26 protein-coding genes are annotated in these 22475 nt (G+C 73.1%); 25 read left to right on the forward strand and 1 reads right to left on the reverse strand.

Annotated features, from left to right (window positions below; all coding sequences use genetic code 11):
* Positions 1-50 precede the first annotated feature (50 nt).
* The 19 genes from ABD143_RS24615 (at position 51) to ABD143_RS24710 (ending at position 16077) form a co-directional block, all read left to right on the forward strand.
* Positions 51-653: an AAA family ATPase gene (locus ABD143_RS24615; protein ID WP_343982951.1), complete on the forward strand. Its 603-nt coding sequence runs from the start codon at positions 51-53 to the stop codon at positions 651-653.
* 27 nt (positions 654-680) lie between these two features.
* Entirely contained in the window at positions 681-2264 is a 1584-nt protein-coding gene (ffh, locus tag ABD143_RS24620; RefSeq protein WP_343982954.1) for a signal recognition particle protein, read from the forward strand.
* A gap of 4 nt (positions 2265-2268) precedes the next feature.
* The gene (locus ABD143_RS24625; protein ID WP_343982956.1) at positions 2269-3345 is read left to right on the forward strand and encodes an amidohydrolase family protein; all 1077 of its coding nucleotides are present in this window, start codon (positions 2269-2271) and stop codon (positions 3343-3345) included.
* 50 nt (positions 3346-3395) lie between these two features.
* Positions 3396-4397, forward strand: coding sequence for a CPBP family intramembrane glutamic endopeptidase (locus ABD143_RS24630; protein WP_343982959.1), 1002 nt, complete (start codon positions 3396-3398; stop codon positions 4395-4397).
* A 202-nt stretch (positions 4398-4599) separates the two neighbouring features.
* Positions 4600-5046 (forward strand): 30S ribosomal protein S16, encoded by a 447-nt coding sequence (rpsP, locus tag ABD143_RS24635; protein ID WP_343982962.1) that lies wholly within the window; start codon positions 4600-4602, stop codon positions 5044-5046.
* A gap of 31 nt (positions 5047-5077) precedes the next feature.
* Positions 5078-5317, forward strand: coding sequence for an RNA-binding protein (locus ABD143_RS24640; RefSeq protein ID WP_343982966.1), 240 nt, complete (start codon positions 5078-5080; stop codon positions 5315-5317).
* Positions 5295-5843: a ribosome maturation factor RimM gene (rimM, locus tag ABD143_RS24645; protein WP_343982969.1), complete on the forward strand. Its 549-nt coding sequence runs from the start codon at positions 5295-5297 to the stop codon at positions 5841-5843. The genes ABD143_RS24640 and rimM overlap by 23 nt, the downstream gene beginning before the upstream one ends.
* A gap of 185 nt (positions 5844-6028) precedes the next feature.
* A complete protein-coding gene (locus ABD143_RS24650) occupies positions 6029-6244 on the forward strand; it encodes a helix-turn-helix domain-containing protein (RefSeq protein ID WP_343982972.1) in 216 nt (71 codons plus the stop codon).
* Between the two features lie 10 nt (positions 6245-6254).
* Positions 6255-6827: a Clp protease N-terminal domain-containing protein gene (locus ABD143_RS38340; protein ID WP_379659993.1), complete on the forward strand. Its 573-nt coding sequence runs from the start codon at positions 6255-6257 to the stop codon at positions 6825-6827.
* A 55-nt stretch (positions 6828-6882) separates the two neighbouring features.
* On the forward strand, positions 6883-7635 hold the full coding sequence (gene trmD, locus ABD143_RS24665) for a tRNA (guanosine(37)-N1)-methyltransferase TrmD (protein WP_343982975.1): 753 nt from the start codon (positions 6883-6885) through the stop codon (positions 7633-7635).
* A 138-nt stretch (positions 7636-7773) separates the two neighbouring features.
* Complete coding sequence (gene rplS / locus ABD143_RS24670) at positions 7774-8133, forward strand: 50S ribosomal protein L19 (RefSeq protein WP_343982978.1); 360 nt, start codon at positions 7774-7776, stop codon at positions 8131-8133.
* Between the two features lie 633 nt (positions 8134-8766).
* On the forward strand, positions 8767-9690 hold the full coding sequence (gene lepB / locus ABD143_RS24675; RefSeq protein ID WP_343983961.1) for a signal peptidase I: 924 nt from the start codon (positions 8767-8769) through the stop codon (positions 9688-9690).
* A 61-nt stretch (positions 9691-9751) separates the two neighbouring features.
* A complete protein-coding gene (locus ABD143_RS24680) occupies positions 9752-10597 on the forward strand; it encodes a ribonuclease HII (RefSeq protein ID WP_343982982.1) in 846 nt (281 codons plus the stop codon).
* 73 nt (positions 10598-10670) lie between these two features.
* A complete protein-coding gene (locus ABD143_RS24685; RefSeq protein WP_075954633.1) occupies positions 10671-10994 on the forward strand; it encodes a DUF2469 domain-containing protein in 324 nt (107 codons plus the stop codon).
* A gap of 133 nt (positions 10995-11127) precedes the next feature.
* Entirely contained in the window at positions 11128-11484 is a 357-nt protein-coding gene (locus ABD143_RS24690; protein WP_343982987.1) for a YraN family protein, read from the forward strand.
* On the forward strand, positions 11484-12992 hold the full coding sequence (locus ABD143_RS24695) for a YifB family Mg chelatase-like AAA ATPase (protein WP_343982991.1): 1509 nt from the start codon (positions 11484-11486) through the stop codon (positions 12990-12992). The genes ABD143_RS24690 and ABD143_RS24695 overlap by 1 nt, the downstream gene beginning before the upstream one ends.
* A complete protein-coding gene (gene dprA, locus ABD143_RS24700; protein ID WP_343982994.1) occupies positions 12989-14146 on the forward strand; it encodes a DNA-processing protein DprA in 1158 nt (385 codons plus the stop codon). Before ABD143_RS24695 ends, dprA begins: the two co-directional genes overlap by 4 nt.
* A gap of 31 nt (positions 14147-14177) precedes the next feature.
* Positions 14178-15092: a tyrosine-type recombinase/integrase gene (locus tag ABD143_RS24705; RefSeq protein WP_343982996.1), complete on the forward strand. Its 915-nt coding sequence runs from the start codon at positions 14178-14180 to the stop codon at positions 15090-15092.
* 94 nt (positions 15093-15186) lie between these two features.
* Positions 15187-16077, forward strand: a complete 891-nt coding sequence (locus ABD143_RS24710) for a FliA/WhiG family RNA polymerase sigma factor (protein WP_343982999.1) — start codon at positions 15187-15189, stop codon at positions 16075-16077.
* Between the two features lie 208 nt (positions 16078-16285).
* On the opposite strand, the gene ABD143_RS24715 is transcribed toward ABD143_RS24710, so the two are convergent.
* Positions 16286-16744: a M23 family metallopeptidase gene (locus ABD143_RS24715; RefSeq protein ID WP_343983002.1), complete on the reverse strand. Its 459-nt coding sequence runs from the start codon at positions 16742-16744 to the stop codon at positions 16286-16288.
* Between the two features lie 931 nt (positions 16745-17675).
* Here ABD143_RS24715 and rpsB point away from each other — a divergent pair.
* The 6 genes from rpsB to ABD143_RS24745 all read left to right on the forward strand — a co-directional run bounded on the left by rpsB (position 17676) and on the right by ABD143_RS24745 (position 22470).
* On the forward strand, positions 17676-18575 hold the full coding sequence (gene rpsB / locus ABD143_RS24720; RefSeq protein WP_343983004.1) for a 30S ribosomal protein S2: 900 nt from the start codon (positions 17676-17678) through the stop codon (positions 18573-18575).
* A gap of 89 nt (positions 18576-18664) precedes the next feature.
* Positions 18665-19483 (forward strand): translation elongation factor Ts, encoded by an 819-nt coding sequence (gene tsf / locus ABD143_RS24725; RefSeq protein WP_343983006.1) that lies wholly within the window; start codon positions 18665-18667, stop codon positions 19481-19483.
* Positions 19484-19512: 29 nt separating this feature from the next.
* A complete protein-coding gene (gene pyrH, locus ABD143_RS24730; protein ID WP_379659934.1) occupies positions 19513-20301 on the forward strand; it encodes a UMP kinase in 789 nt (262 codons plus the stop codon).
* Positions 20298-20855 carry a ribosome recycling factor gene (frr, locus tag ABD143_RS24735; protein WP_343983008.1) on the forward strand — a complete coding sequence of 186 codons (558 nt, stop codon included), beginning with the start codon at positions 20298-20300 and terminating at the stop codon, positions 20853-20855. The genes pyrH and frr overlap by 4 nt, the downstream gene beginning before the upstream one ends.
* A gap of 38 nt (positions 20856-20893) precedes the next feature.
* On the forward strand, positions 20894-21724 hold the full coding sequence (locus ABD143_RS24740) for a phosphatidate cytidylyltransferase (protein WP_343983965.1): 831 nt from the start codon (positions 20894-20896) through the stop codon (positions 21722-21724).
* A complete protein-coding gene (locus ABD143_RS24745; protein WP_343983011.1) occupies positions 21721-22470 on the forward strand; it encodes a class I SAM-dependent methyltransferase in 750 nt (249 codons plus the stop codon). The genes ABD143_RS24740 and ABD143_RS24745 overlap by 4 nt, the downstream gene beginning before the upstream one ends.
* Positions 22471-22475 lie beyond the last annotated feature (5 nt).

Below are 22475 nucleotides of genomic sequence, written 5' to 3' on the forward strand. Positions count from 1 at the left end.
CGGACCGGCACGGACGGAACGAACCACCCGTACCGGGCGTTGTTCCAAACGTGACCACCGCACCACGGATCGCCGTTCAGTGGGCCGGCCCGGCGCCGCCGCCGATGGCCGTCGCCCTGTCGGGACGCACGTTGCTCCTGGTGGCCGGGATGCCGGGCGCAGGCAAGTCCACTCTGCTCGCCGGGCTACCCTGCCGAGACGGGGTCGTCGTGCTCGACTCCGACGCGCAGCGGGAGACCGTGCGGCGTGTGCTCGGGTCCCGCTCGTTGCCCTACGGCTGGTACCGGCCGCTCGTGCACCTGCTGCACCGCATCGCGCTGCTCCTCGCCGCGATCTCAGCTGCCCCCACCGTGGTCGTCCACCTGCCCGCCACCGACGCCCGCACACGCGCGGTCGTGGCGTGGCTCGCGACCGTCACCGGACGCACGGCACACCTGCTATGGGTGCACGTCGACCCCGAGGACGCCCGCCGGGGGCAGATCGAGCGCGGCCGCGTCATCCGGGCCGCGTCGTTCGCCGGGCACGCCCGCCGCGCGGAGGCGAGCGTCGCCGAACTGCGCGCCGGGCCGCCGTACGGCTGGGCGAGCGCCACGGTGGTCGAACGCGCCGCGGCGCGCGGCGGCCTGCGGATCATCGACACCGCCACCCGGTAGTCGCCGGGCCCCAGTAGGCTCGGACGGGTGTTCGACACCCTCTCCGAGCGCCTCAGCGGCACCCTCGCCAACCTCCGCGGCAAGGGGCGCCTGTCCGAGGCCGACATCGACGCCACCGCGCGCGAGATCCGCATCGCGCTGCTGGAGGCCGACGTCGCGCTGCCGGTGGTCCGCGGCTTCATCGCGCGGATCAAGGAGCGGGCGAAGGGCGCGGAGGTCTCCGGTGCGCTGAACCCGGCCCAGCAGGTCGTCAAGATCGTCAACGACGAGCTCGTCGTGATCCTCGGCGGCGAGACCAGGCGCATCGCGCTGGCGAAGGAACCGCCGAGCGTGATCATGCTCGCCGGCCTGCAGGGCTCCGGTAAGACCACCCTCGCCGGCAAGCTCGCCAACTGGCTCAAGGGCCAGGGCCACACCCCGCTGCTCGTCGCGGCCGACCTCCAGCGCCCCAACGCGGTCAACCAGCTCCAGATCGTCGGCGAGCGCGCGGGCGTCACCACGTTCGCACCGCATCCGGGCGCGTCAGCGACCGGTCATCAGACACAGCCGGGTAGCGCGGAGCGGGACGGCGTGGGCGACCCGGTCGACGTCGCCCGCCGCGGCGTGCAGCACGCCCGCGACAAGATGTTCGACGTCGTCATCGTCGACACCGCCGGCCGGCTCGGCGTCGACGAGGAGCTGATGCGGCAGGCCGCGGACATCCGCGACGCCATCTCGCCCGACGAGACGCTGTTCGTCGTCGACGCCATGATCGGTCAGGACGCCGTGGCCACGGCCGAGGCGTTCCGCGACGGCGTCGGGTTCACCGGTGTCGTGCTCACCAAGCTCGACGGCGACGCCCGCGGTGGAGCCGCGCTGTCGGTCCGCGAGGTCACCGGCCAGCCGATCCTCTTCGCGTCCAACGGTGAGAAGCTCGCCGACTTCGACGTCTTCCACCCCGACCGGATGGCCAGCCGCATTCTCGGGATGGGCGACCTGCTCACGCTCATCGAGCAGGCCGAGCAGGCGTTCGACCAGGAGCAGACGGCCAAGGCCGCCGCAAAGATGGGCACCGGCGAGCTCACTCTGGAGGACTTCCTCGAGCAGATGCTCGCGGTCCGCAAGATGGGCCCGATCGGCAACATCATCGGCATGCTGCCCGGCGCTGCCCAGATGAAGGACGCGCTCGCGCAGGTCGACGACAAGCAGCTCGACCGCGTGCAGGCCATCATCCGCGGCATGACCCCGGCCGAGCGGGCCGATCCGAAGATCATCAACGGGTCGCGGCGGCTGCGCATCGCCAACGGCTCCGGGGTGTCGGTCAGCGAGGTCAACGACCTGGTCAACCGCTTCTTCGACGCCCGCAAGATGATGAAGCAGATGGCCGGGCAGTTCGGTTTCGGTAGCCGCAGCGCCACGAAGAAGCTCGCCAAGAGCCGCAAGGGCAAGAAGGGCGCCAAGGCGAAGGGCCGCGGCCCGTCGCCCGCCCGCGCGCTGCCACCCGGGATGGGCGGGGGCGGGATGCCCGACCTCTCCGGCCTGCCGCCGTCGCTGCAGCAGCTCCCTCCGGGGCTCGACCAGCTGCCGCCCGGGTTCGACCCGAGCAAGCTCAAGTTCCCCAAGGGGAAGTGACCCGGTGTACCGGCTGCGAGGAGTCCTCCTGCCGGACGAGCGCCACACCGAGCTGTTCGTCGACGCCGAAGGCGTGCTGGTCGACGACCTGCCCGGTGCAGAGACCCTCGTCGACGGCGGCTACATCGTCCCTGGCCTCGTCGACGCGCACTGCCACATCGGGCTCGGTGCCCAGGGTGTCGTCGAGCTGGAGGAGGCCGACGCGCAGGCCCGCACCGACCGCGACTCGGGCGCGCTGCTCCTGCGCGACTGCGGGTCGCCCACCGACACGTCGCCGCTCCAGGTCCGTGCCGACCTCCCGGAGATCATCCGCGCCGGCCGGCACATCGCCCGGCCCAAGCGCTACATCCCCGGTCTCGCCGTCGAGCTGGACGACCCCGCGCTGCTGCCCGAGGTCGTCGCGGAGCAGGCGGCGGCGGGCGACGGCTGGGTCAAACTGGTAGGGGACTGGATCGACCGCGGCGTCGGCGATCTGGCCCCCGTCTGGCCCGACGACGTGCTGGTCGCGGCGATCGAGGCAGCGCACGCGGCCGGTGCCCGGGTCACCGCGCACGTGTTCAGCGCCGACGCCGTCCCCGGGCTGGTGCGCGCCGGCATCGACTGCATCGAGCACGGCACCGGCCTCGGCGACGACATGATCGCGGAGATGGCCGAGCGCGGCACCGCGCTCGTGCCCACGCTCGTCAACGTCGAGACCTTCCCTGGCATCGCCGACGCGGCAGGCAAGTACCCCACCTACGCCGCGCACATGCGCAAGCTCCACGCGGGAGCCGCGGACGTCGTGCGCCGGGCCATCGAGGCCGGGGTGCCGGTCTACGCGGGCACGGACGCAGGCGGCGGCGTCGCGCACGGCCGCATCGCCGACGAGGTGCTCGCCCTGCACAGGGCGGGCATGACCCCATCTGCGGCCCTCGGCGCCGCGAGCTGGGCCGCCCGCCGGTGGCTCGGCCGGCCGGGGCTCCGCGTAGGCGACCGCGCCGACCTGGTGGTCTACCGCAGCGATCCGCGCGCCGACCTGGAGGTACTGCGCGAGCCCGCGCTCGTCATCCTGCGCGGCAGGCCGGTGCACGCGGGCCGCTGACCGGGCCATCTGTGCGACGTCGCGACCGCACGGCCGGTAGCGTCGTTCGGGTGGGAGCAGTACAGCGCGACGGCCTGCCGGACGGAGAACCGACGACGGCCGACGATCCTCCTGGCCTGCCGGGCGGGGAGGGCACCGCGGCGGCCCCGCCGGTGCCCGTCCTGGACGAGGACCGCGGTGATCGGGCGGAACGCCACGTCGACGCCCCGGCTGCGCACGCCGTTCCGCCTGGCCACCCCGCCAACGGGGTGCCCCCGGTGCAGAACGGGTACGCCCCGTTCGGACCCGCGACCACCTACCCGCCCGGCCCGCCGCCCGGCACCCGCCCGCCGCAGCGCTCGGGCGGGCTCCCACCCGTCCCGAAGCGGACGCACCGCTGGGGCCTGGGTGCCTACCTGCTGGCCGAGGCCGTCTTCCTCCTGTCATCGCTTGGGCTCGCCTTCCTCATCGGGCAGTTCGGGGGCCCGTCGGCGGGCGCGCTCGCGCTCGGGATCCTGGTGCCCACCGTGCTGGCGGCCGGAACTGCGCTGCTGATCACCTACCTGCGTGGCAACGGCCCGCGCGTCGACCTCGGCCTCGAGTGGTCCTGGCGCGACGTCGGGCTGGGCGTCGCGTTCGGCATCAGCGGGCTGGTCCTGACCATCCCCGCGTCGCTCGTCTACATCTCGATCGTCGGGCCGGACGCGACGTCCGCCGTCGGCGCGGCGTTCGGCAACGTGCAGGCGGGCCCGGTGCTCGCGCTCGTCGTGCTGCTCGCCGTCGCGGTGGTCGGCCCAGCATGCGAGGAGATCCTCTACCGCGGGCTGCTCTGGGGCGGCGTCGAGAAGCTCGGCGGCCGGTGGGTGGCGTTCGGCGTCTCCACCCTGCTGTTCGCGCTGGCGCACTTCGAGTTCCAGCGCACGCCGCTGCTCCTGGTGGTGGCGATCCCCATCGCGCTGGCCCGGCTCTACACGGGCAGATTGCTCGCCAGCATCGTCGCCCACCAGATCAACAACCTGCTCCCGGCGATCGTTCTGGCGCTCGGGTTGCTCGGCGTCGTGCCGATGGTGTGACGCCGGCCTGAGGGCCCCGTTCCCCGTGAGGGACGGCTCCGTGCACCGGCGAGAGCAGTCGTCTGGCAGAATGGCCGTTCGGCCCCGCGGCTGGCCCTCTACCGTGCCGCGGCCAGACACGTCGAGTGATGCGCAACCCGTAACCCCACGCGGGCCGCGCGGACTCACAAGAGCACACGATCCGCGAGGAGCAACGACCAGCGTGGCCGTCAAGATCAAGCTGATGAGACTGGGCAAGATCCGTCAGCCGTACTACCGCATCGTCGTCGCCGACGCCCGTTCCCGCCGCAGCGGGCGGGCCATCGAGACGATCGGCAAGTACCACCCCAAGAACGAGCCGAGCCTCATCGAGGTCGACTCGGATCGCGCGCAGTACTGGCTGGGTGTGGGCGCGCAGCCCACCGAGCCCGTGCAGCACCTTCTGGAGATCACCGGCGACTGGCAGAAGTTCAAGGGCCTGCCGGGCGCCGAGGGCACCCTGAAGCCGCAGAAGGAGAAGGAAGACAAGCTCGCCCGCTTCCAGGCGGCGCTTGCCGCAGCGGGGCAGGAGCCCACCACCGAGGCCACGACCCCGCGCAAGCGGGGCGACCGCCGCCCGAAGGCCGACGCGGCCGAGGGCGAGGCCGCCGAGGCTCCCGCCGAAGCGTGACCGGACCGGCGAGCGTCATCGAGGAGGTCTCGTGAGTGTCCTGTCAGACGCACTCGATCACCTCGTCCGGGGAATCGTCGACCACCCGGACGACGTGCAGGTCGAGCTCGTCACCACGCGCCGGGGTCGCACGCTGGAAGTGCGCGTGCACCCTGAGGACCTGGGCAAGGTGATCGGTCGCGGCGGTCGCACGGCCACCGCACTGCGCACCGTCGTTGGCGGCATCGGCGGCCGGGGCGTGCGGGTGGATGTCGTCGACACCGACCGGTAGCGGCACCGATCTCCTCGTCGGGATCGCTGTGCGCGCCCACGGGCTGCGCGGTGAGCTGGCCGTCGACGTGCACACGGACTCGCCGGACGAGCGTTTCGCGGTGGGTTCGGTGCTCACGGCCCGCACGGCGTCCGGTGCGCCTGCCGGGGAGCTGACCGTCGAGTCGGCGCGCACGCACTCCGGCCGGTTGCTCGTGCGCTTCGTCGAGGTTCCCGATCGCACGGCCGCCGAGGCTATGCGCGGTACCCGGTTGCTGATCGGCACGGGCGCGCTCCCGCCGCCGGACGACCCGGAGGAGTTCCACGTCCACCAGCTCGAAGGCCTGCGGGCCGAGCTGGAGGACGGCACCGCAGTGGGGACGGTCAGTGACGTAGTGCACGGGCCGGGCGGTGAGCTGCTCGTGCTGGCGCGTCCGGAGCTGCCCGATGCCCTCGTGCCGTTCGTGCGCGCGATCGTGCCCACCGTCGACCTCGACGGCGGCCGCGTCGTGCTGACTCCTCCGGAGGGCCTGCTCGACGCCGACTAGTGCGGTGGCCACGAACGTTGCCGTCGTTCTGGCCCGCGAGGACCCGGCGGACGTTTGTGGCCACCGCACTGGCCCTGTACACCTCCCGAAAAAGGGGCGGCCCTGCTCGACAGGACCGCCCCTTTTTCGTGCGTCTGCTGTCAACTCTGGTTGACAGCCACCGATTGTCAACGTAGGTTGACAGCATGAGTGATGCCACGAAGGTCGCGGCGGCGGCGTCCAGCAGGGACCCCGCCATCGGGCTGGCGGCGGTGGCGTCCCTGCGGGGGCTGCTCGAGTCGCTGGAGGAGCTGCAGGTCAGCAACGCGCGCGCGCAGGGCTGGTCATGGCAGCAGATCGCCGACGTCCTGCGCGTGAGCAGGCAGGCCGTGCACAAGAAGTACCGCCGGTACGGGTTCTGAGGGGACGGACATGTTCGAACGGTTCACTGACAAGGCGCGCGAGGTCGTCGTCGGCGCGCAGGCCGAGGCGCGGGAGCGGAAGGCGGACGAGATACGCACCGAGCACCTGCTCGCGGCGCTGTTCAGAGTGCCGGACAACCTGGCCGTGATCGTCCTCGGAGCGTTCAGCATCGACAAGGACGCGGTGACCGCCGAGATCGACCGGCTCCGGCCGGGCGGGCGGCCGGCCATCGACGCGGAGGCGCTCTCCACGCTCGGCATCGACCTCGACGAGGTGCGCCGCCAGGTGGAGGAGGCGTTCGGCCCGGGGGCGCTGGACCGCACGCGTTCGGCGCTCGGCGGTCGTGGCTGGCGCCTCGGCGGGCACATCCCGTTCGAGCGGACCAGCAAGAAGGCCCTCGAGCTGTCGCTGCGCGAGGCGATCAACCTCAAGCACAACTACATCGGCACCGAACACCTCCTGCTCGGCCTCATGCACGCCGACCCCGGAGCGGCGCACCACATCCTCGTCGGCCTCGGAATGCGACTCGACGCCGCCCGGGTCATCGTCGAGGAGCTGGTGCGGGGCCGGCGCGCCGGCTAGGGCCTTGCGGCAGGGCGGCGACCGCACGCGGCGGGGTGGCTGGCAGCATCGCCGCGTGCGGATCGACGTCGTCACGATCTTCCCGGCCTACCTCGCGCCGCTGCGCGAGGCGCTGCTGGGACGCGCGATCGAGACCGGGCGCATCGACCTCGCCGTGCACGACCTGCGCACCTGGACCCATGACGTCCACCAGGCCGTCGACGACTCCCCGTACGGGGGCGGGCCCGGCATGGTCATGCGCCCCCAGGTCTGGGGTGAGGCGCTCGACGCGGTGCTGGCCATGGACGAGCGCCCGGCCCGGCTCGTCGTCCCCACGCCTGCGGGCGCACCGTTCACGCAGGCCACCGCGCGAGCCTGGGCGGAGCAGCCACGGCTGGTCTTCGCGTGCGGCCGCTACGAGGGCATCGACCAGCGCGTCGTCGACGACGCGGAACGCGCGGGCATGCCCGTCGACGAGGTCAGCATCGGTGACTACGTGCTCGTCGGCGGCGAGGCCGCGGTGCTCGTGATGGTCGAGGCCGTGGTCCGGTTGCTGCCCGGCGTCCTGGGCAACCCGGCGTCGGCGGAGCAGGACTCGTTCTCCGACGGGCTGCTGGAGGGGCCGGCCTACACCCGCCCCGAGACCTGGCGCGGGCTCGCTGTCCCCGACGTCCTGCGCAGCGGCAACCACGCCGCCATCGCCCGCTGGCGGCGCGACCGCGCCCTGGAACGGACCGCGCGGCGCCGGCCCGACCTGCTCGAGGCGCTGCCCGAGGACGCCCTCGACGCGGCCGACCGCGCGTTCCTCGCGGCCCTCGGAGACGGGTGATTTCACCCCGCCGATCGGCATCTGGCACTATGGACGAGTTGCCAGCGCCCGGTACGGGCCTGCCCGGCGCCGAAACCTGACAGTACGAACCGGCGCCCCTGCACGACCGCTCACACGGACCGAGGACGGATCTTCGCGATGAACACCCTGGACGCCCTGGACGCACAGCTGCTGCGCTCCGACATCCCCGCCTTCCGGCCGGGCGACACGCTCAAGGTGCACGTGAAGGTCATCGAGGGCAACCGGTCCCGTGTCCAGGTGTTCCAGGGCGTCGTCATTCGCCGCCAGGGCTCCGGCGCACGCGAGACCTTCACGGTCCGCAAGGTGTCGTTCGGTGTCGGCGTCGAGCGCACCTTCCCGGTGCACTCCCCGAACATCGACAAGATCGAGGTCTTCACCCGCGGCGACGTCCGCCGGGCGAAGCTCTACTACCTCCGTGACCTCCGTGGCAAGGCCGCGAAGATCAAGGAGAAGCGCGAGACCACGCCCGCGTCCTGACCGGCGGAGCGCGGTTGCCGTAGCCTCGTGGGCGTGGCCCCACCCGAGTTCCCCGACGACCGGCAGGGCCGGCCGAGGCGGTACTCACCGGTCGACGGCCGGGAGCTCGCCTCGAACCAGGCCCCGGTCCCGCCGGGTCGGCGTCCGGGCGATCCTGTCAACGGCGGGTTCCCCGACGGTCCGCGTCCCGCTGATCCATTTCCCCCTCAGGAGCGTCGTGCTCCCGACGGCCGTCCCCTGAACGACGAGCGTCCCTACGGCGGGGCGCCCGTCAACGGGGCCGCCCCCATCAGCGCGGCCGCACCGCCCAACGGGATCCCGCCGGGCCGGCAGCAGCCCCTCGCCGGCGGCCCGGGTGCCCGGCCGGGGCAGCCCGGTCGCGTCCCGCCGCGCCATCCCGGCCCGCCGCCCGCCAACGGCCACCGCGTCAACGGCGTTCCGCCTCAGGCCCGGCGGCCGGACCCTGCCGACGACGAGCCGACCGTGGAGCACGGCCGGCTGATCGGCGACGACATCGATGCAGGTCGCGCGTCCGGCGCCCCTGCGTCCGGTGCCCCTGCCTCCGGTGCCCCTGCCTCCGGTGCCCCGGCCTCCGAGGCCGGCGGAGAGGCCCCCGGCCGCCACCGCAGGCGCTTGGGCGCGTCCCCCGACGAACGCCCGGCCGCCGACTACCGCGAGGCCGAGGGGAGCGGGCGCAAGGGCCGCCCCGGCAAGCGCGGGCGCCCGACGTTCTGGAAGGAACTGCCGCTGCTCATCGTGGTGGCGCTGCTCCTGACGTTCCTGATCCAGACGTTCCTCGCGAAGGTCTACGTCATCCCGTCCGGGTCGATGGAGACCACGCTGCACGGCTGCACCGGCTGCAACAACGACCGCGTGCTCGTCGACAAGATCACCTACCGGTTCACCGACCCCGCCCCGGGTGACGTCGTGGTGTTCCGCGGCCCGGACAGTTGGAGCAGCGAGGTCCAGGTACCGCAGCCGACCAACGCGTTCGTGCGGGGTCTGCAGCAGCTCGGCTCGCTCATCGGCCTCGCCCCACCCGACGAGAAGGACTTCGTCAAACGGGTGATCGCCGTGGGCGGCCAGACCGTCTCGTGCTGCGACTCACGCAACCGCGTCATGGTGGACGGCCAGCCGCTCAACGAGCCCTACGTCTACTACCTACCCGAGGCGGGCCCAGCCCGGCAGGCCACGTTCGGGCCCATCACCGTGCCCGCGGGCCAGCTATGGATGATGGGCGACAGCCGTAACAACTCCGCGGACTCCCGCGTGCCCGACCACGGGCCGGTGCCGGTAGCGAACGTGATCGGCAAGGCCAGGTTGATCGTGCTCCCGTTCGACCGGTTCGGCTTGATCCAGACGGTCGACCCGCAGACCACGGCCGTCGGGATGGGCGGGGCCGGGGCGGGAGCCCCGCTCGCGCTCGGACTGCTCGGCACGCTGCCGCTCGCATTCGGCAGGCGGAGGTCGCAGCTACGGGACGCCGCGCTGCAAGAGTTCCTGCCGGAGCCACCACGCCAACGGCCGCTGCGGCAGTGGCCCCGCCGCCGCACCTGACCCGCCCCTCGCACCCCCTGCGCGCACGCCCGCGGCGCGTCTGCCGGAGACTTCTACCTTGATGGCTGCACGACCCGTCCCCCGCCGCGTGCGGGCCCGCCGCCCGGCGCGCCCCACGCTCCCGCCCGAGCTGCGCCCGTCCCGGGCGGTGGTGCGGCGCTCCGCGGGTACCTGGACCCTGCAGAGCACCCTCCACCGACACGGGCTCGGGCCCGTCGCGGGCGTCGACGAGGCCGGTCGCGGTGCCTGCGCGGGCCCGCTCGTCGTCGCGGCGTGCGTGCTGCGGCCGGGCGACGCGAAGCGGCTCGACGGCCTCACCGACTCGAAACTGCTCACCGCGGCCGCCCGCGAGCAGTACTTCGCGCTGGTCACGCGGTGGGCGCAGGACCACGCAATCGTGGTCATCCCGCCGGCGGAGGTCGACCGGCGCGGCGTGCACGTCGCCAACATCGAGGGCATGCGCCGGGCGGTGGCCGGGCTGGCCGCCCGGCCCGGCTACGTGCTCACCGACGGGTTCGCGGTGCGCGGCTTCGGCAGCCCTGCGCTCGCCGTGCCGAAGGGCGACCAGGTCGCGGCGTGCGTGGCGGCGGCGTCGGTGCTGGCCAAGGTCACCAGGGACCGGATCATGGTCGGCCTCGACGCCGAGTTCCCCGAGTACGGCTTCGCCGAGCACAAGGGCTACTGCACGCCGGTGCACGACGAGGCGTTGATCGCGCACGGCCCCAGCCCGGTCCACCGGTTCTCGTTCGTCAACGTCCGCGCCGCCCGCGACGGAACCCTCGTCCGTGGCACAACCGTTACCGATGTGGGTGACGACAACGCCCTGGTTCAGAATGAGGCGTTCGACAATGGGGCGCTCGCCGTCGGGATGTCCGAGGTGAGCAGTGGAGGAGGGGAGATTTCGTGAGCGAGCTTGCGAGCTCACTATTGGGCGCAGCAGCCCCGCGAACGCGGCCGACGAGCGTCAGCGAGGAGGTTTCGTGAGCGCCGAGGATCTCGAGAAGTACGAGACCGAGATGGAGCTCACGCTCTACAAGGAGTACCGGGATATCGTCGCCCAGTTCTCCTACGTCGTGGAGACGGAGCGCCGCTTCTACCTCGCCAATTCGGTCGACGTCGCGGCCCGCAACGCCGACGGGGAGATCTACTTCGAGGTGCGGATGTCCGACGCGTGGGTGTGGGACATGTACCGGCCTGCGCGGTTCGTCAAGAACGTGCGGGTCCTGACGTTCAAGGACGTCAACGTGGAGGAGCTGGACAAGCCCGACCTGCGGCTGCCGGAAGGCAACCAGTTCGGCTCCTGACCCGGACCCCGCTACACCCCCTGACCGACGGTTCCGCCCCCTCTACGCGCCGATCCATCCCCACCGGCCCCCAGCTGTCCACAACTTCGCGATCCGCCCTCCACGAGCCCCCCCGATCGCCGATCGTGGACGCATGGCAGCGAAGGACGTGCTCGGCCGCCGGGGTGAGGACCTCGCGGTGCGGTACCTGGAGCAGCGGGGGCTCCTGATCCTCTCCCGCAACTGGCGGTGCCGGCACGGCGAGCTCGATGTCGTCGCGACCGATGCCAGGCGCCTCGTGGTGTGCGAGGTCAAGACCCGTACGGGCACCGGATTCGGCGAGCCGGCCGAGGCGGTCGACCGGCGCAAGTCGGCCCGCATCCGCCGCGTCACCCAGGTCTGGCTGGCCACCCATCAGGTGCGCTGGTGCGAGGTCCGGTTCGACGTCCTCGCGGTCACCGTGCAGGCTGACCGGCCGGCCGCGGTGAAGCACTACGAGGCGGCGTTCTGATGCCGCTCGCACGGGCGTACTCGGTGGCGCTGCTCGGCGTCGACGGCCACGTCGTGGAGATTGAGGCCGACGTCGGGGGCGGGCTGCCCGGCTTTCATCTCGTCGGGCTGCCCGACGCCGCGCTCCACGAGTCCAAGGACCGCGTGCGTGCGGCAGTGGTCAACTCCGAGCAGGAGTGGCCCAACGAGCGGATCGTGCTGGCGCTGTCGCCTGCCACCCTGCGCAAGGCGGGCAGCGGCTTCGATCTGGCGCTGGCCTGCGCCGTCCTCGGCACGAGCGGGGTGATCGGGCAGGAGGCACTGCACCGCACCGCCCTGCTGGGCGAGCTTGCCCTCGACGGGCGGCTGCGGCCCGTGCGGGGGTTGCTGCCGTGCCTGCTCGCGGCACGGGCAGCCGGGATGCGCCGCGCCGTCGTCCCGGCCGCCATGCTGGCCGAGGCGGCGCTCGTCGACGGCATCGAGGTCCACGGCGCCGCGAGCCTCTCCGACACACTGGCGTTTCTCCACGGCGAGCGGCAGCTGCGCCGCCCCGAGCCGCCGGTGGACGGGCCCGGGCCGGAGCCGCCGGACCTCGCCGACGTCGTCGGGCAGGAGGACGCTCGGCACGCTCTGGAGATCGCGGCGGCGGGCGGCCACCACGTCCTGCTGGTGGGCCCGCCCGGCACGGGCAAGACGATGCTCGCCCAGCGGTTCGCCGGGCTGTTGCCCCGGCTGGCCCCCGGGGAGGCGCTCGCGCTCGCGGCCATCCGGTCGGTGGCCGGGCGGCTGCCGGCGGGCGGGGCACTCAGCACGCTGCCGCCGTTCGTCGCGCCCCACCACTCCAGCTCGATGGCCGCGCTCGTCGGGGGCGGCAGCGGCATGGCCCGTCCGGGCGCCGTCTCGCTCGCACACAGAGGGGTGTTGTTCATCGACGAGGCTCCCGAGTGGGGAGCGAAGATGCTCGACGCCCTGCGGACCCCGCTGGAGGAAGGCGAGGTCAGGCTCTCGCGGGCCGAGGGCACGGTGCACTACCCGGCGCGGTTCCAGCTCGTGCTCGCCGCCAACCCGTGCCCCTGCGCACCCGCGCACGACCGTGACTGCATCTGCCCGTCGATGGCCCGGCGGCGCTACCTCGGACGGATGTCGGGACCACTGCTCGACCGCGTCGACCTGCGGGCCCGGATGTTCCCGGTCATGGCCCTCACCGCCACCTCCGACGGCGCCGAGAGCACCGCGGCGGTGCGGGCCAGGGTGCTCGCAGCGCGCGCCGCCGCCGCGGAGAGGTGGGCCGAGCGGGGCTGGCGCACCAACGCCGAGGTGCCGGGGCCGGTCCTGCGCACGCGCTTCGCTCTGCCCCGCAAAGCGCTGCGGCCGCTCGACGCCGGTCTGCGGGCGGGCGAGCTCACGGCTCGCGGCGCCGACCGCGCGCTCCGGGTGGCCTGGACGCTGGCCGACCTCGCCGGCCGCGACAGTCCCGACGAGGACCTCGTGGCGGCCGCGCTCTATTTCCGTGACCGGAGGGCGGCGTGAACGCCGTCGGCGAGGACGTGCTCATCGCTCGCGCGTACCTCTCGCGGGTGGCCGAGCCACCGGCCCCCGCGCTCGCCCGGCTGGTCGCCGAGGTGGGCCCGCTGGAGGCGGCCGAGCGGGTGCACTCCGGTCACGTCGACGAGCAGGTCGCCGGGGAGACGCGCGCCCGCCGCACCGTCCACCACGAGGTCGCGGATCTCGCCGCCGCGGCGGCCGCGGGGGCGCGGCTTCTCACACCCGAGCATGCCGAGTGGCCCGAGTGGCCTCTGGTCGCCTGCGCGATGAGCGGCCGTCACGAGCTGGCGGCGCCGGTGGCGCTGTGGGTCCGCGGGGCGGGGCGGCTGGGAGAGCTGTGCGAGCAGGCCGTCGCGGTGGTCGGGGCGCGGGCGGCCACGGGTTACGGCGTCCACGTGGCCGGTGAGCTGGGGGCGGGGCTCGCCGACCGCGGCTACACGGTCGTGTCGGGTGCCGCGATCGGGATCGACGGCGCAGCGCACCGGGGCGCACTGGCCGTCCATGGCCCCACCGTGGCCGTGCTCGCCTGCGGCGTGGAGCGCGCCTACCCGGTGGCGCACCAGGCGCTGCTGGAACGGATCGCCGCGGGCGGCCTGGTCGTCAGCGAGTACCCGCCGGGCAGTGTGCCGGGCCGCCACCGATTCCTGGTGCGCAACCGCCTGATCGCGGCGTTGTCGGCCGGCACCGTCGTCGTGGAAGCGGGGCTTCGCAGCGGCGCCCAGCGCACCGCGAGCGACGCCACCGGTCTCGGGCGGCTCGTGATGGCGGTTCCCGGTCCGGTCACCTCGGGCCTGTCGGCAGGGTCCCACCAACTCGTCCGCGACGGAGCCCTGCTGGTCACGCGCACCGAGGAGGTGCTGGAGGCGGTCGGCCGGATCGGCGTCGACCTGGCCGACCGGCACCCGTCCGGGCCCCGGCGGCCGACCGACGATCTCGACCCGGTGTCGGTCCTGGTGCACGACGCCCTCCCGGCCAGAGCCGCCCGGGAAGCGCGCTGGCTCGCGATGGAGGCGGGGGTGCCGATCGGCGCGGTGCGCGCGGCGCTGGTCACCCTGGAGCGGCGGGCGCTCGTCGAGCACCGCGACGGCCGGTGGCGCCGCCGGGCGGCGGCCGGCGCCGACACGCCCGGCGAAACTTGACCGGAGCAGGCGGGCGGCCCACCGTCGAGGGATGTCTCCAGCCCCGGAGCTCGCACCCTCCGTCGCAGTGGTGCTCGCCGAGTTCCTGCGGCACCTGGAACTGGAGCGCGGCCGCTCCCCGCACACCGTCCGCGCCTACCGGAGCGACCTCACCGGGCTCCTGGCCGGGCTCACCGACCTCGGCGAGCTCGACCTGCCCGCGCTGCGTCGCTGGCTCGCGGCGGGGCACGCGGCCGGAGCCGGGCGCTCCACGCTCGCCCGGCGGGCAGCCGCGGCCCGCACCTTCACCGCATGGGCCCGGCGCACCGCCCACACGGAGAGCGACCCCGGTGCCCGGCTGTCGTCACCGCGGCCGCACCACGCCATTCCGGAGGTGCCCACCGCGGCGGAGACGGCCGAGTTGCTGGATGCGGCCACCAGCGGGGCGGCCGAGAGCGAGCCGCTGGCACTGCGCGACCTGCTGATCCTCGAGCTGCTCTACGCCACTGGGGTGCGGGTGGCCGAGCTGTGCGGCCTCGACGTCGACGACATCGACGCGGGCAGGCGGGCGCTGCGCGTCGTCGGCAAGGGCGATCGTGAGCGCACGGTCGTTTACGGGGTGCCGGCCGCGGAGGCGCTGCGCCGGTGGCTCGACACGGGCCGCCCGGTGCTGGCCCGCCCCGGGTCGCCGCCCGCCCTGCTGCTCGGGGCCCGCGGCGGCCGCATCGACCCCAGAGTCGTGCGCGTGGTGGTCCACCGGGCGCTCGCCGCCGTGCCCGGCGCGCCCGACGTCGGCCCGCACGGCCTGCGACACGCCGCCGCGACGCACATGGTCGAGGGCGGCGCAGACCTACGCTACGTACAGGAGTTGCTCGGTCACGCTAAGCTAGCGACCACGCAGCTCTACACGCATGTGACGGTCGATCGTTTGAAGGTGGTACATGAGCAGGCGCACCCCAGGGCCTGACGTCGTAGTGGTCCAGCCTGCGCAGCTCAGAACGCCTTGCGGTACCTCTATCCGCCTTACGACCTGCTCGGCAGCGCCGAGCGCCGCGCCGCGCGTGCGTCCGCTGCGGGCCGCCGTCCGGCACGCGGCAGTCCTCGTTGAACCGCCCGCCGAGATCCCCGCAGCGCCCCAGATCCCCGCGCCCGAGATCCCCGCGCCCGAGATTCGTGAGACCGCCGAGGCCCCCGAGGCAGCGGCTCCCGCGGGTGAGCGTGAGATCGACGGGCTCTGGCGCGCCTACCTGGCCGATCCACGCCGCCCGCTACGCGACCGCCTGGTGGTGCATTACGCCCCGTTGCTTCGAGCCGTCGCCCAGCGTGTGGGCAGCGGCCTGCCCTCCTACGTCGAGCTGGCCGACCTCGTGCAATGCGGCGTCTTCGGCCTCGTCGACGCGGTGGAGCGCTTCGACCCGGCCCGTTGCCCCCGGTTCGAGAGCTACGCCGCCCAGCGCATCCGCGGCGCCATCCTCGACGAGCTGCGGGCCCAGGACTGGGTGCCTCGTAGCGTCCGGGGGCGGGTCCGCGAGCTGGACCGAGCGCAGGAGCGGCTCGAAGGCCGCCTGCTCCGCGCGGCCACCGACCGCGAGCTGGCAGAGGAGCTGGACGTCCCGCTGCACGAGGTGCGCACGCTCGCCCGGCAGCTGCAGATGGTCAGTGTCGAGGCTCTCGACGAGCAGAGCGGCGGCGACTCCGAGCTCCTCGCGGCTGACCCGGACGCCGACCCGATGGACGTGCTGCAGGGGCGCGAGACTCTGCGGCTGCTGGCGGTGGCCGTGGAGCAGCTCGGCGAGCGCGACCGCATGGTGGTGCAGCTCTACTACTACGAGAACCGCACGCTCGCGGAGATCGGCAGGCTCCTCGGCGTGACCGAGTCGCGGGTCTGCCAGCTGCACACGCGGCTGGTCGGACGGCTGCGCGGCCGGATGGAGGAGCTGGCCGCCGGCTGAGCGACTCGGCCACCGGATGACAGGGATCCAGTGTCCCGCGCCGCAAGTCCACCACATATCACATATCTCGACGGCCCAGCTCCCCGCTGGGCGCACCGGCGAACGGCCCGAGTACGCCCGGTACGAGGGCCGCACCCCGGCACACCCAGCGGAAACCTGGATCCGCCGATATACGCACCGGACTTCCGGCGCGGGACACTAGGCCGGTTCAGGGTGCGCCGGCCGCGAGCGGCCACGGATCGGGTACCGGCAGCAGCCGCACCTGCGCCGGCCGAAGCAGCACGAGCGGGTCGAGATACTCGGTGCGGTCCCGGCGCACGCCCCAGTGCAGGCACGTGCCCGGCGCACAGCTCGGGTGGCCCGGTTCGAGCAAGCCGATCACGTCGCCGGCCCGCACGAGGGCACCCGCCGCCACCACCGGGCGCACCGGCTCGTAGGTGCTGCGCAACCCGTCGTCGTGCTGCACCGACACGACACCGCGACCGCCCACCGGACCGGCGAACACGACACTCCCCGCGCGCGCCGCCAGCACCGCCTGCTCGGCCGAGCCTGCGAGATCGGCGCCGCGGTGGCCCGGCCCGTAGGCGTGCGCAGGCCGGCGGAACGGCGCCAGCACAGCGGGCGCGGGCAGGAGCGGCCACGCGTACCGGGCACCCGGCGCAGGCACCCCGGCGCCCGGTGGCGGCGCTGGGCGGCCGAGGTCCGGCGGCTGGTTCGGCAACACAGGCGCCGGCCCGGGTGCTGCTCGGGGCGCCTCCTCTGCCGCCGTGGAGGCGAGACGTGCTGGCGCTTCACGGGCGCCCGCACTCCCTGGTACCGGCAATGCCCACCCAGAGACTGGACCGAGTGCGCTCCCGCCTGGCCCGCTCGCGAGCGCCGCCACCTGCACCACCGTGGGTGTCCCCGCCACAGCCGCCGCCGGGCTGCGCGGCGCGGGCCGGCTGCGAGGGCGATCCGCCGTGGCGGCGCCCGGCGCCGGTGCCACCACGTGGATCGCCTTCTGCTCGTCCGCCCCCGCCCCCGCCCCACCCCCTCCCACCGCCGCCACCAACGCGCACACGAGCCCGGCCACCAGCGCGCCCAGCCCGGCCGCCGACGTCGGCCGCGCGGCTGTTCCGGGCGCCGGCAACAGCGCCCGCCGCCCCGGCCCGGCTGCCGGTAGCTGCCGTGCTGGTGCCGGCCTCGTTGCCGGTGCGCGCCCCTCCCGATGCGCCGGCCGGGGTGGGTGCGCGTCCATGGGTTGAAGAATGCCGGGGGGAGGGGTGGTGGGGCGGGGGAATGCCGAGGCTGTGGATGGGGGAGGGGTGGTGTGGACAGGTGGGGACGCGGCGGCGGGGGGTCCGGGGGTTCGGCGTACACTCGACCTGCGCCTCGGCAGTTGCCGGGGTGACTTCGCGCGCTCGCGTACCCCGCTGGGCACGGCCGGTTTCCGGCTGTGGGGCGGGAACGGTGGACGGGCGGTCCCGCGCAGCAGGTTCCCGCCGCTGCCGGGTCCGGACACCGGCGCGACGCCAGGGCGGTGGCGCCGACCGGCGCTCCGCGAAACCGCGCGCGTGGCCGCCGAGCGTCCACGCCCGAACGAGAGGTGAGCTCCGGCCGTGGCCGTCGTCACCATGAAGCAGTTGCTGGACTCCGGTGTGCACTTCGGGCACCAGACCCGCCGCTGGAACCCGAAGATGAAGCGCTACATCCTCACCGAGCGCAACGGCATCTACATCATCGACCTGCAGCAGACCCTGTCCTACATCGACCGGGCCTACGAGTTCGTCCGCGAGACCGTCGCCCATGGCGGCACGATCATGTTCGTCGGCACGAAGAAGCAGGCGCAGGAGGCCATCGCAGACGAGGCCGGCCGCGTCAACATGCCGTACGTCAACCAGCGCTGGCTGGGCGGAATGCTCACCAACTTCCAGACCGTGCACAAGCGGCTTCAGCGCCTCAAGGAGCTGGAGTCGATGGAGCAGACGGGTGGCTTCGAGGGTCGCACCAAGAAGGAGATCCTCATGCTCACCCGTGAGAAGGACAAGCTCGAGAAGACCCTGGGCGGCATCCGCGACATGTCCAAGGTCCCGAGCGCCGTCTGGGTGGTCGACACCAAGAAGGAGCACATCGCCGTCGGCGAGGCCCGCAAGCTGGGCATCCCGGTCGTGTCGATCCTCGACACCAACTGCGACCCGGACGAGGTCGACTACCCGATCCCGGGCAACGACGACGCCATCCGCTCGGCCGCGCTGCTCACCAAGGTGATCGCGCGCGCCGCCGCCGATGGCCTCATGGCGCGCTCGTCCCGCGGTCGTGGCGACGGCGACGAGAAGCCGGAGGCCGGCGTGGCCACCGACGAGCCGCTGGCCGAGTGGGAGCAGAACCTGCTCGCCAATGGCGCAGGCTCCGACGGTGCCAGCCTCACGGCCGCCGGTGTCCCGAGCGAGGCGCCCAACCCGGCCGCCGAGCCCGCGCCGGCCACCACGAGCAACGGCACCCAGCAGACCGCAGGCTGATCCGCGGCCGCCGGGGACCGGTCTCCCATCGGCCCCCGGCGGCGCTCGCCCGAAACCGCCTGAAGAGAAACGGACGAAAAGGCACCAGCATGGCGAACTACACCGCCGCCGACGTCAAGAAGCTCCGGGAGCTGACCGGGGCCGGGATGATGGACTGCAAGAAGGCGCTCGATGCGTCCGATGGCAACATCGAGGAGGCCGTCGAGGCGCTGCATGAGAAGAGCGCGAAGTCGGTTGACAAGCGCACCGAGCGCACCACCGCCAACGGCCTGGTCGCAGCGTCCGGTGGCACGATGATCGAGCTCAACAGCGAGACCGATTTCGTGGCGAAGAGCCCCGACTTCCAGAAGCTCGCCGACTCCATCCTGCAGGTGGCGATCGACCAGCAGCCCGCCGACCTGGAGGCGCTGAAGGCAGCCCCGCTGGGCGGCGGCACGGTGTCCGACGCGGTGCAGGCGCTCGCCGGGCGGATCGGCGAGAAGCTCGTGATCAAGCAGTACGTGCACATCGACGGGCCCGTGGTGCTCTACCTGCACCGCCGCGCCACCGACCTGCCCCCGGCCATCGGCACGCTCGTCTCTTACGACGGCGCCGACGTCGACGCTGCCCGCAGCGTCGCGATGCACATCGCCGCCGCCGGCCCGCAGTTCACGACCCGCGACGAGGTGCCCGCCGAGGTGGTGGAGGCCACACGCCGGGAGGCGGAGGCCGCTGCCAAGGCGGAGGGCAAGCCCGACGCGATCGTGCCGCGCATCGTCGAGGGCAAGGTCAACAAGTTGTACGCCGACTCGGTGCTGCTCGAGCAGGTCTCGGTACTCGACGAGTCCAAGACGAAGGTGAGGCAGCTGCTCGACGAGGCCGGCATCACGGTGAAGCGGTTCGCCCGCTTCGAGGTCGGCCACGCCTGAGCCTGGCCGGCGGACGGGACGACGACGATATGACCACCCCAGGGATCGGATCCAACGGCCCCCGCCCCGGCTTCCGCCGCGTGCTCCTGAAGCTCGGCGGTGAGATGTTCGGCGGCGGGGGCGTCGGCGTCGATCCGGGGGTCGTCGAGACCGTCGCACGCCAGATCGCCGCGATCGTCGCCACCGGCACTCAGGTGGCGGTGGTGATCGGCGGCGGCAACTTCTTCCGCGGCGAGGAGCTGCAGCAGCGCGGCATGGACCGGGCCCGGGCCGACTACATCGGCATGCTCGGCACCGTCATGAACTGCCTCGCGCTGCAGGACTTCCTCGAACGCGAGCACCACATCGAGACCCGCGTGCAGACCGCCATCACGATGGGCCAGGTCGCCGAGGCCTACATCCCGCGCCGGGCCATCCGGCACCTGGAGAAGGGCCGCGTCGTCATATTCGGCGCCGGTGTGGGTATGCCCTACTTCTCCACCGACACCGCAGGCGCCCAGCGTGCGCTGGAGATCGGCGCCGAGGTGCTGCTGCTCGCGAAGGGAGTCGACGGCGTGTTCACCGCCGATCCCAAGCTCGACCCCGGCGCCAAGCTCTACGACGAGATCACCCACCGCGAGGTGCTGGAGCAGGGGCTCAAGGTGGCCGATGCCACCGCGTTCAGCCTCTGCATGGACAACCGGATGCCCATCATCGTGTTCAACCTCCTGGTGGAGGGCAACATCGCGCGGGCCGTGCGGGGTGAGAGGATCGGCACGCTCGTCAGCACGCCCGACTGGACTGACGAGTCAGGGCAAGGACGAAGGGACAAGCCGTGATCGACGAGACGCTCTTCGACGCCGAGGAGAAGATGGAGAAGGCCGTCGCCGTCGCGAAGGACGATCTCGCCAGCGTCCGCACCGGCCGGGCCACGCCCAACATGTTCGCCCGCGTCGCCGTCGACTACTACGGCGCGATGACGCCCATCAACCAGCTCGCCTCGATCAACGTCCCCGAGGCGCGGATGGCCGTCATCAAGCCCTACGACACCAGCCAGCTCAGGGCGCTCGAAAAGGCCATCCGCGACTCCGACCTGGGTCTCAACCCCAGCAACGACGGCCAGATCATCCGTGTGATCATCCCGCAGCTCTCCGAGGAGCGCCGCCGGGAGATGGTCAAGGTCGCCCGCGGCAAGGGTGAGGACGCCCGCGTCACGATCCGCAACATCCGCCGCAAGGCCATGGAAGAGTTGCACCGCATCGTCCGCGACGGTGAGGCGGGTGAGGACGAGGTCGGGCGCGCGGAGAAGGAGCTCCAGAGCACCACCGACCGCTACGTCCATCAGGTCGACGACCTGGTGAGGCACAAGGAATCCGAGCTCCTCGAAGTCTGAGCCCGGTGACCGCCTCCTCCTCTCCGCACGCCACGGCGATGGCGCCCCCCGCCCGCCGGCAGTCGCGTGCAGGCCGCGACCTCGTCGCCGCCATCTCGGTCGGCGTCGCGATGGCCGCCGTGATCCTCGCGTCGCTGCTCGTCGACCGGTACTTCTTCATCTGCGTGCTCTCGGTGTCCACCCTGGTCGCTACGTGGGAGCTCGCGGGAGCGCTGCGCCGCGGAGCCGATATCAAGGTCCCGCTGGGTGTGCTGCTCGTGGGCGGCCAGGCCATGGTGTGGCTCGCCTGGCCGTTCGGCACGGGCGGCTTGGCCATCGCGTTCGCCGGCACCGCCCTCGCGGTGCTGCTCTGGCGGATGCGCGCCGGTGCCGCCCACTACGTCCGCGACGTCACCGCGGGCCTGTTCGCGGCCGCGTACGTGCCGCTGTTCTGCTCGTTCGCCACGCTCATGGTCGTGGAACCCGACGGCCTCGGGCGGGTGCTCACCTTCCTCATCTGCGGCGTCGCCTCCGACGTCGGCGGTTACGCCGCCGGCGTGCTCCTGGGCCGCCACCCCATGGCCCCCACGATCAGCCCCAAGAAGTCCTGGGAAGGCTTCGGCGGGTCGCAGATCGCGGGCATGCTGGCCGGCGCGCTGTCGGTCTACCTCCTGCTCGGGGGGGCCTGGTGGGCGGGCGCCATCACGGGCGCGGTCCTCGTCGTGTGCGCCACGCTCGGCGACCTCATCGAGTCGATGGTCAAGCGCGACCTCGGCATCAAGGACATGGGCAACCTCCTGCCGGGCCACGGCGGGCTGCTCGACCGGATGGATTCTCTGCTGCCGACCGCCGTCGTCGCCTGGGCCCTGCTCAGCATCGTCGTCCCGTGACGCGGGCGTTCCGCCGCGCCGTCTCCGCCCTCCCGCGGCCCGGCGCTCCCGCGGCTGTCATCCCCAGCCCCAACATCTGGAACTGGCCCGACGTCTACGAGCAGGAGAACCGCGCGCAGGACGCCGACGGCGCCATCTGGGCCGCCCTGCGCGAGGCCGTGCCGTGGGCGGGCGCCGACGTGCTCGACGTCGGCTGCGGCGACGCGTTCCACCTGCCCGTGTTCGCCGCAGAGGCCGCGTCGGTGGTCGGGGTCGAGCCGTACGCGCCGCTCGTCGCGCGGGCCCGCGAACGCATGGGCGACCGCGCCACGGTGATCCGGGCCGGCGCCACCGCGCTGCCCCTCCCGGACACGAGCGTCGACCTCGTCCACGCCCGCACCGCCTACTTCTTCGGCCCCGGCTGCGAACCCGGACTCGCGGAGGCCCAGCGCGTGCTGCGGGCCGGCGGCGCCATCGCGATCGTCGACCTGGACGCGTCCGTGCCTCCCTACGGCCGGTGGATGCGCGCCGACCTGCCCCGATACGACCCCGCCCGGGTTGAGGCCTTCTTCGCCGAGCAGGGCTTCTCGATGCTGCGGCTGCCGACGGTGTGGCGGTTCCCCGACCGCGCGAGCCTCGAGGCGGTGCTGCGCATCGAGTTCTCCCGCGAGGTCGCCGAACGCGCCGTCGCCGAGACCAGCGGGCTCACCGTGCCCGTCGGGTACCGGCTGCACGTGCGGCGCAAGCAGCGCTTCACATCGGTGTGATCAGG

It is taken from the genome of Pseudonocardia aurantiaca, from assembly GCF_039526725.1.
In the GTDB taxonomy this organism is placed as follows: Bacteria; Actinomycetota; Actinomycetes; order Mycobacteriales; family Pseudonocardiaceae; genus Pseudonocardia; species Pseudonocardia aurantiaca.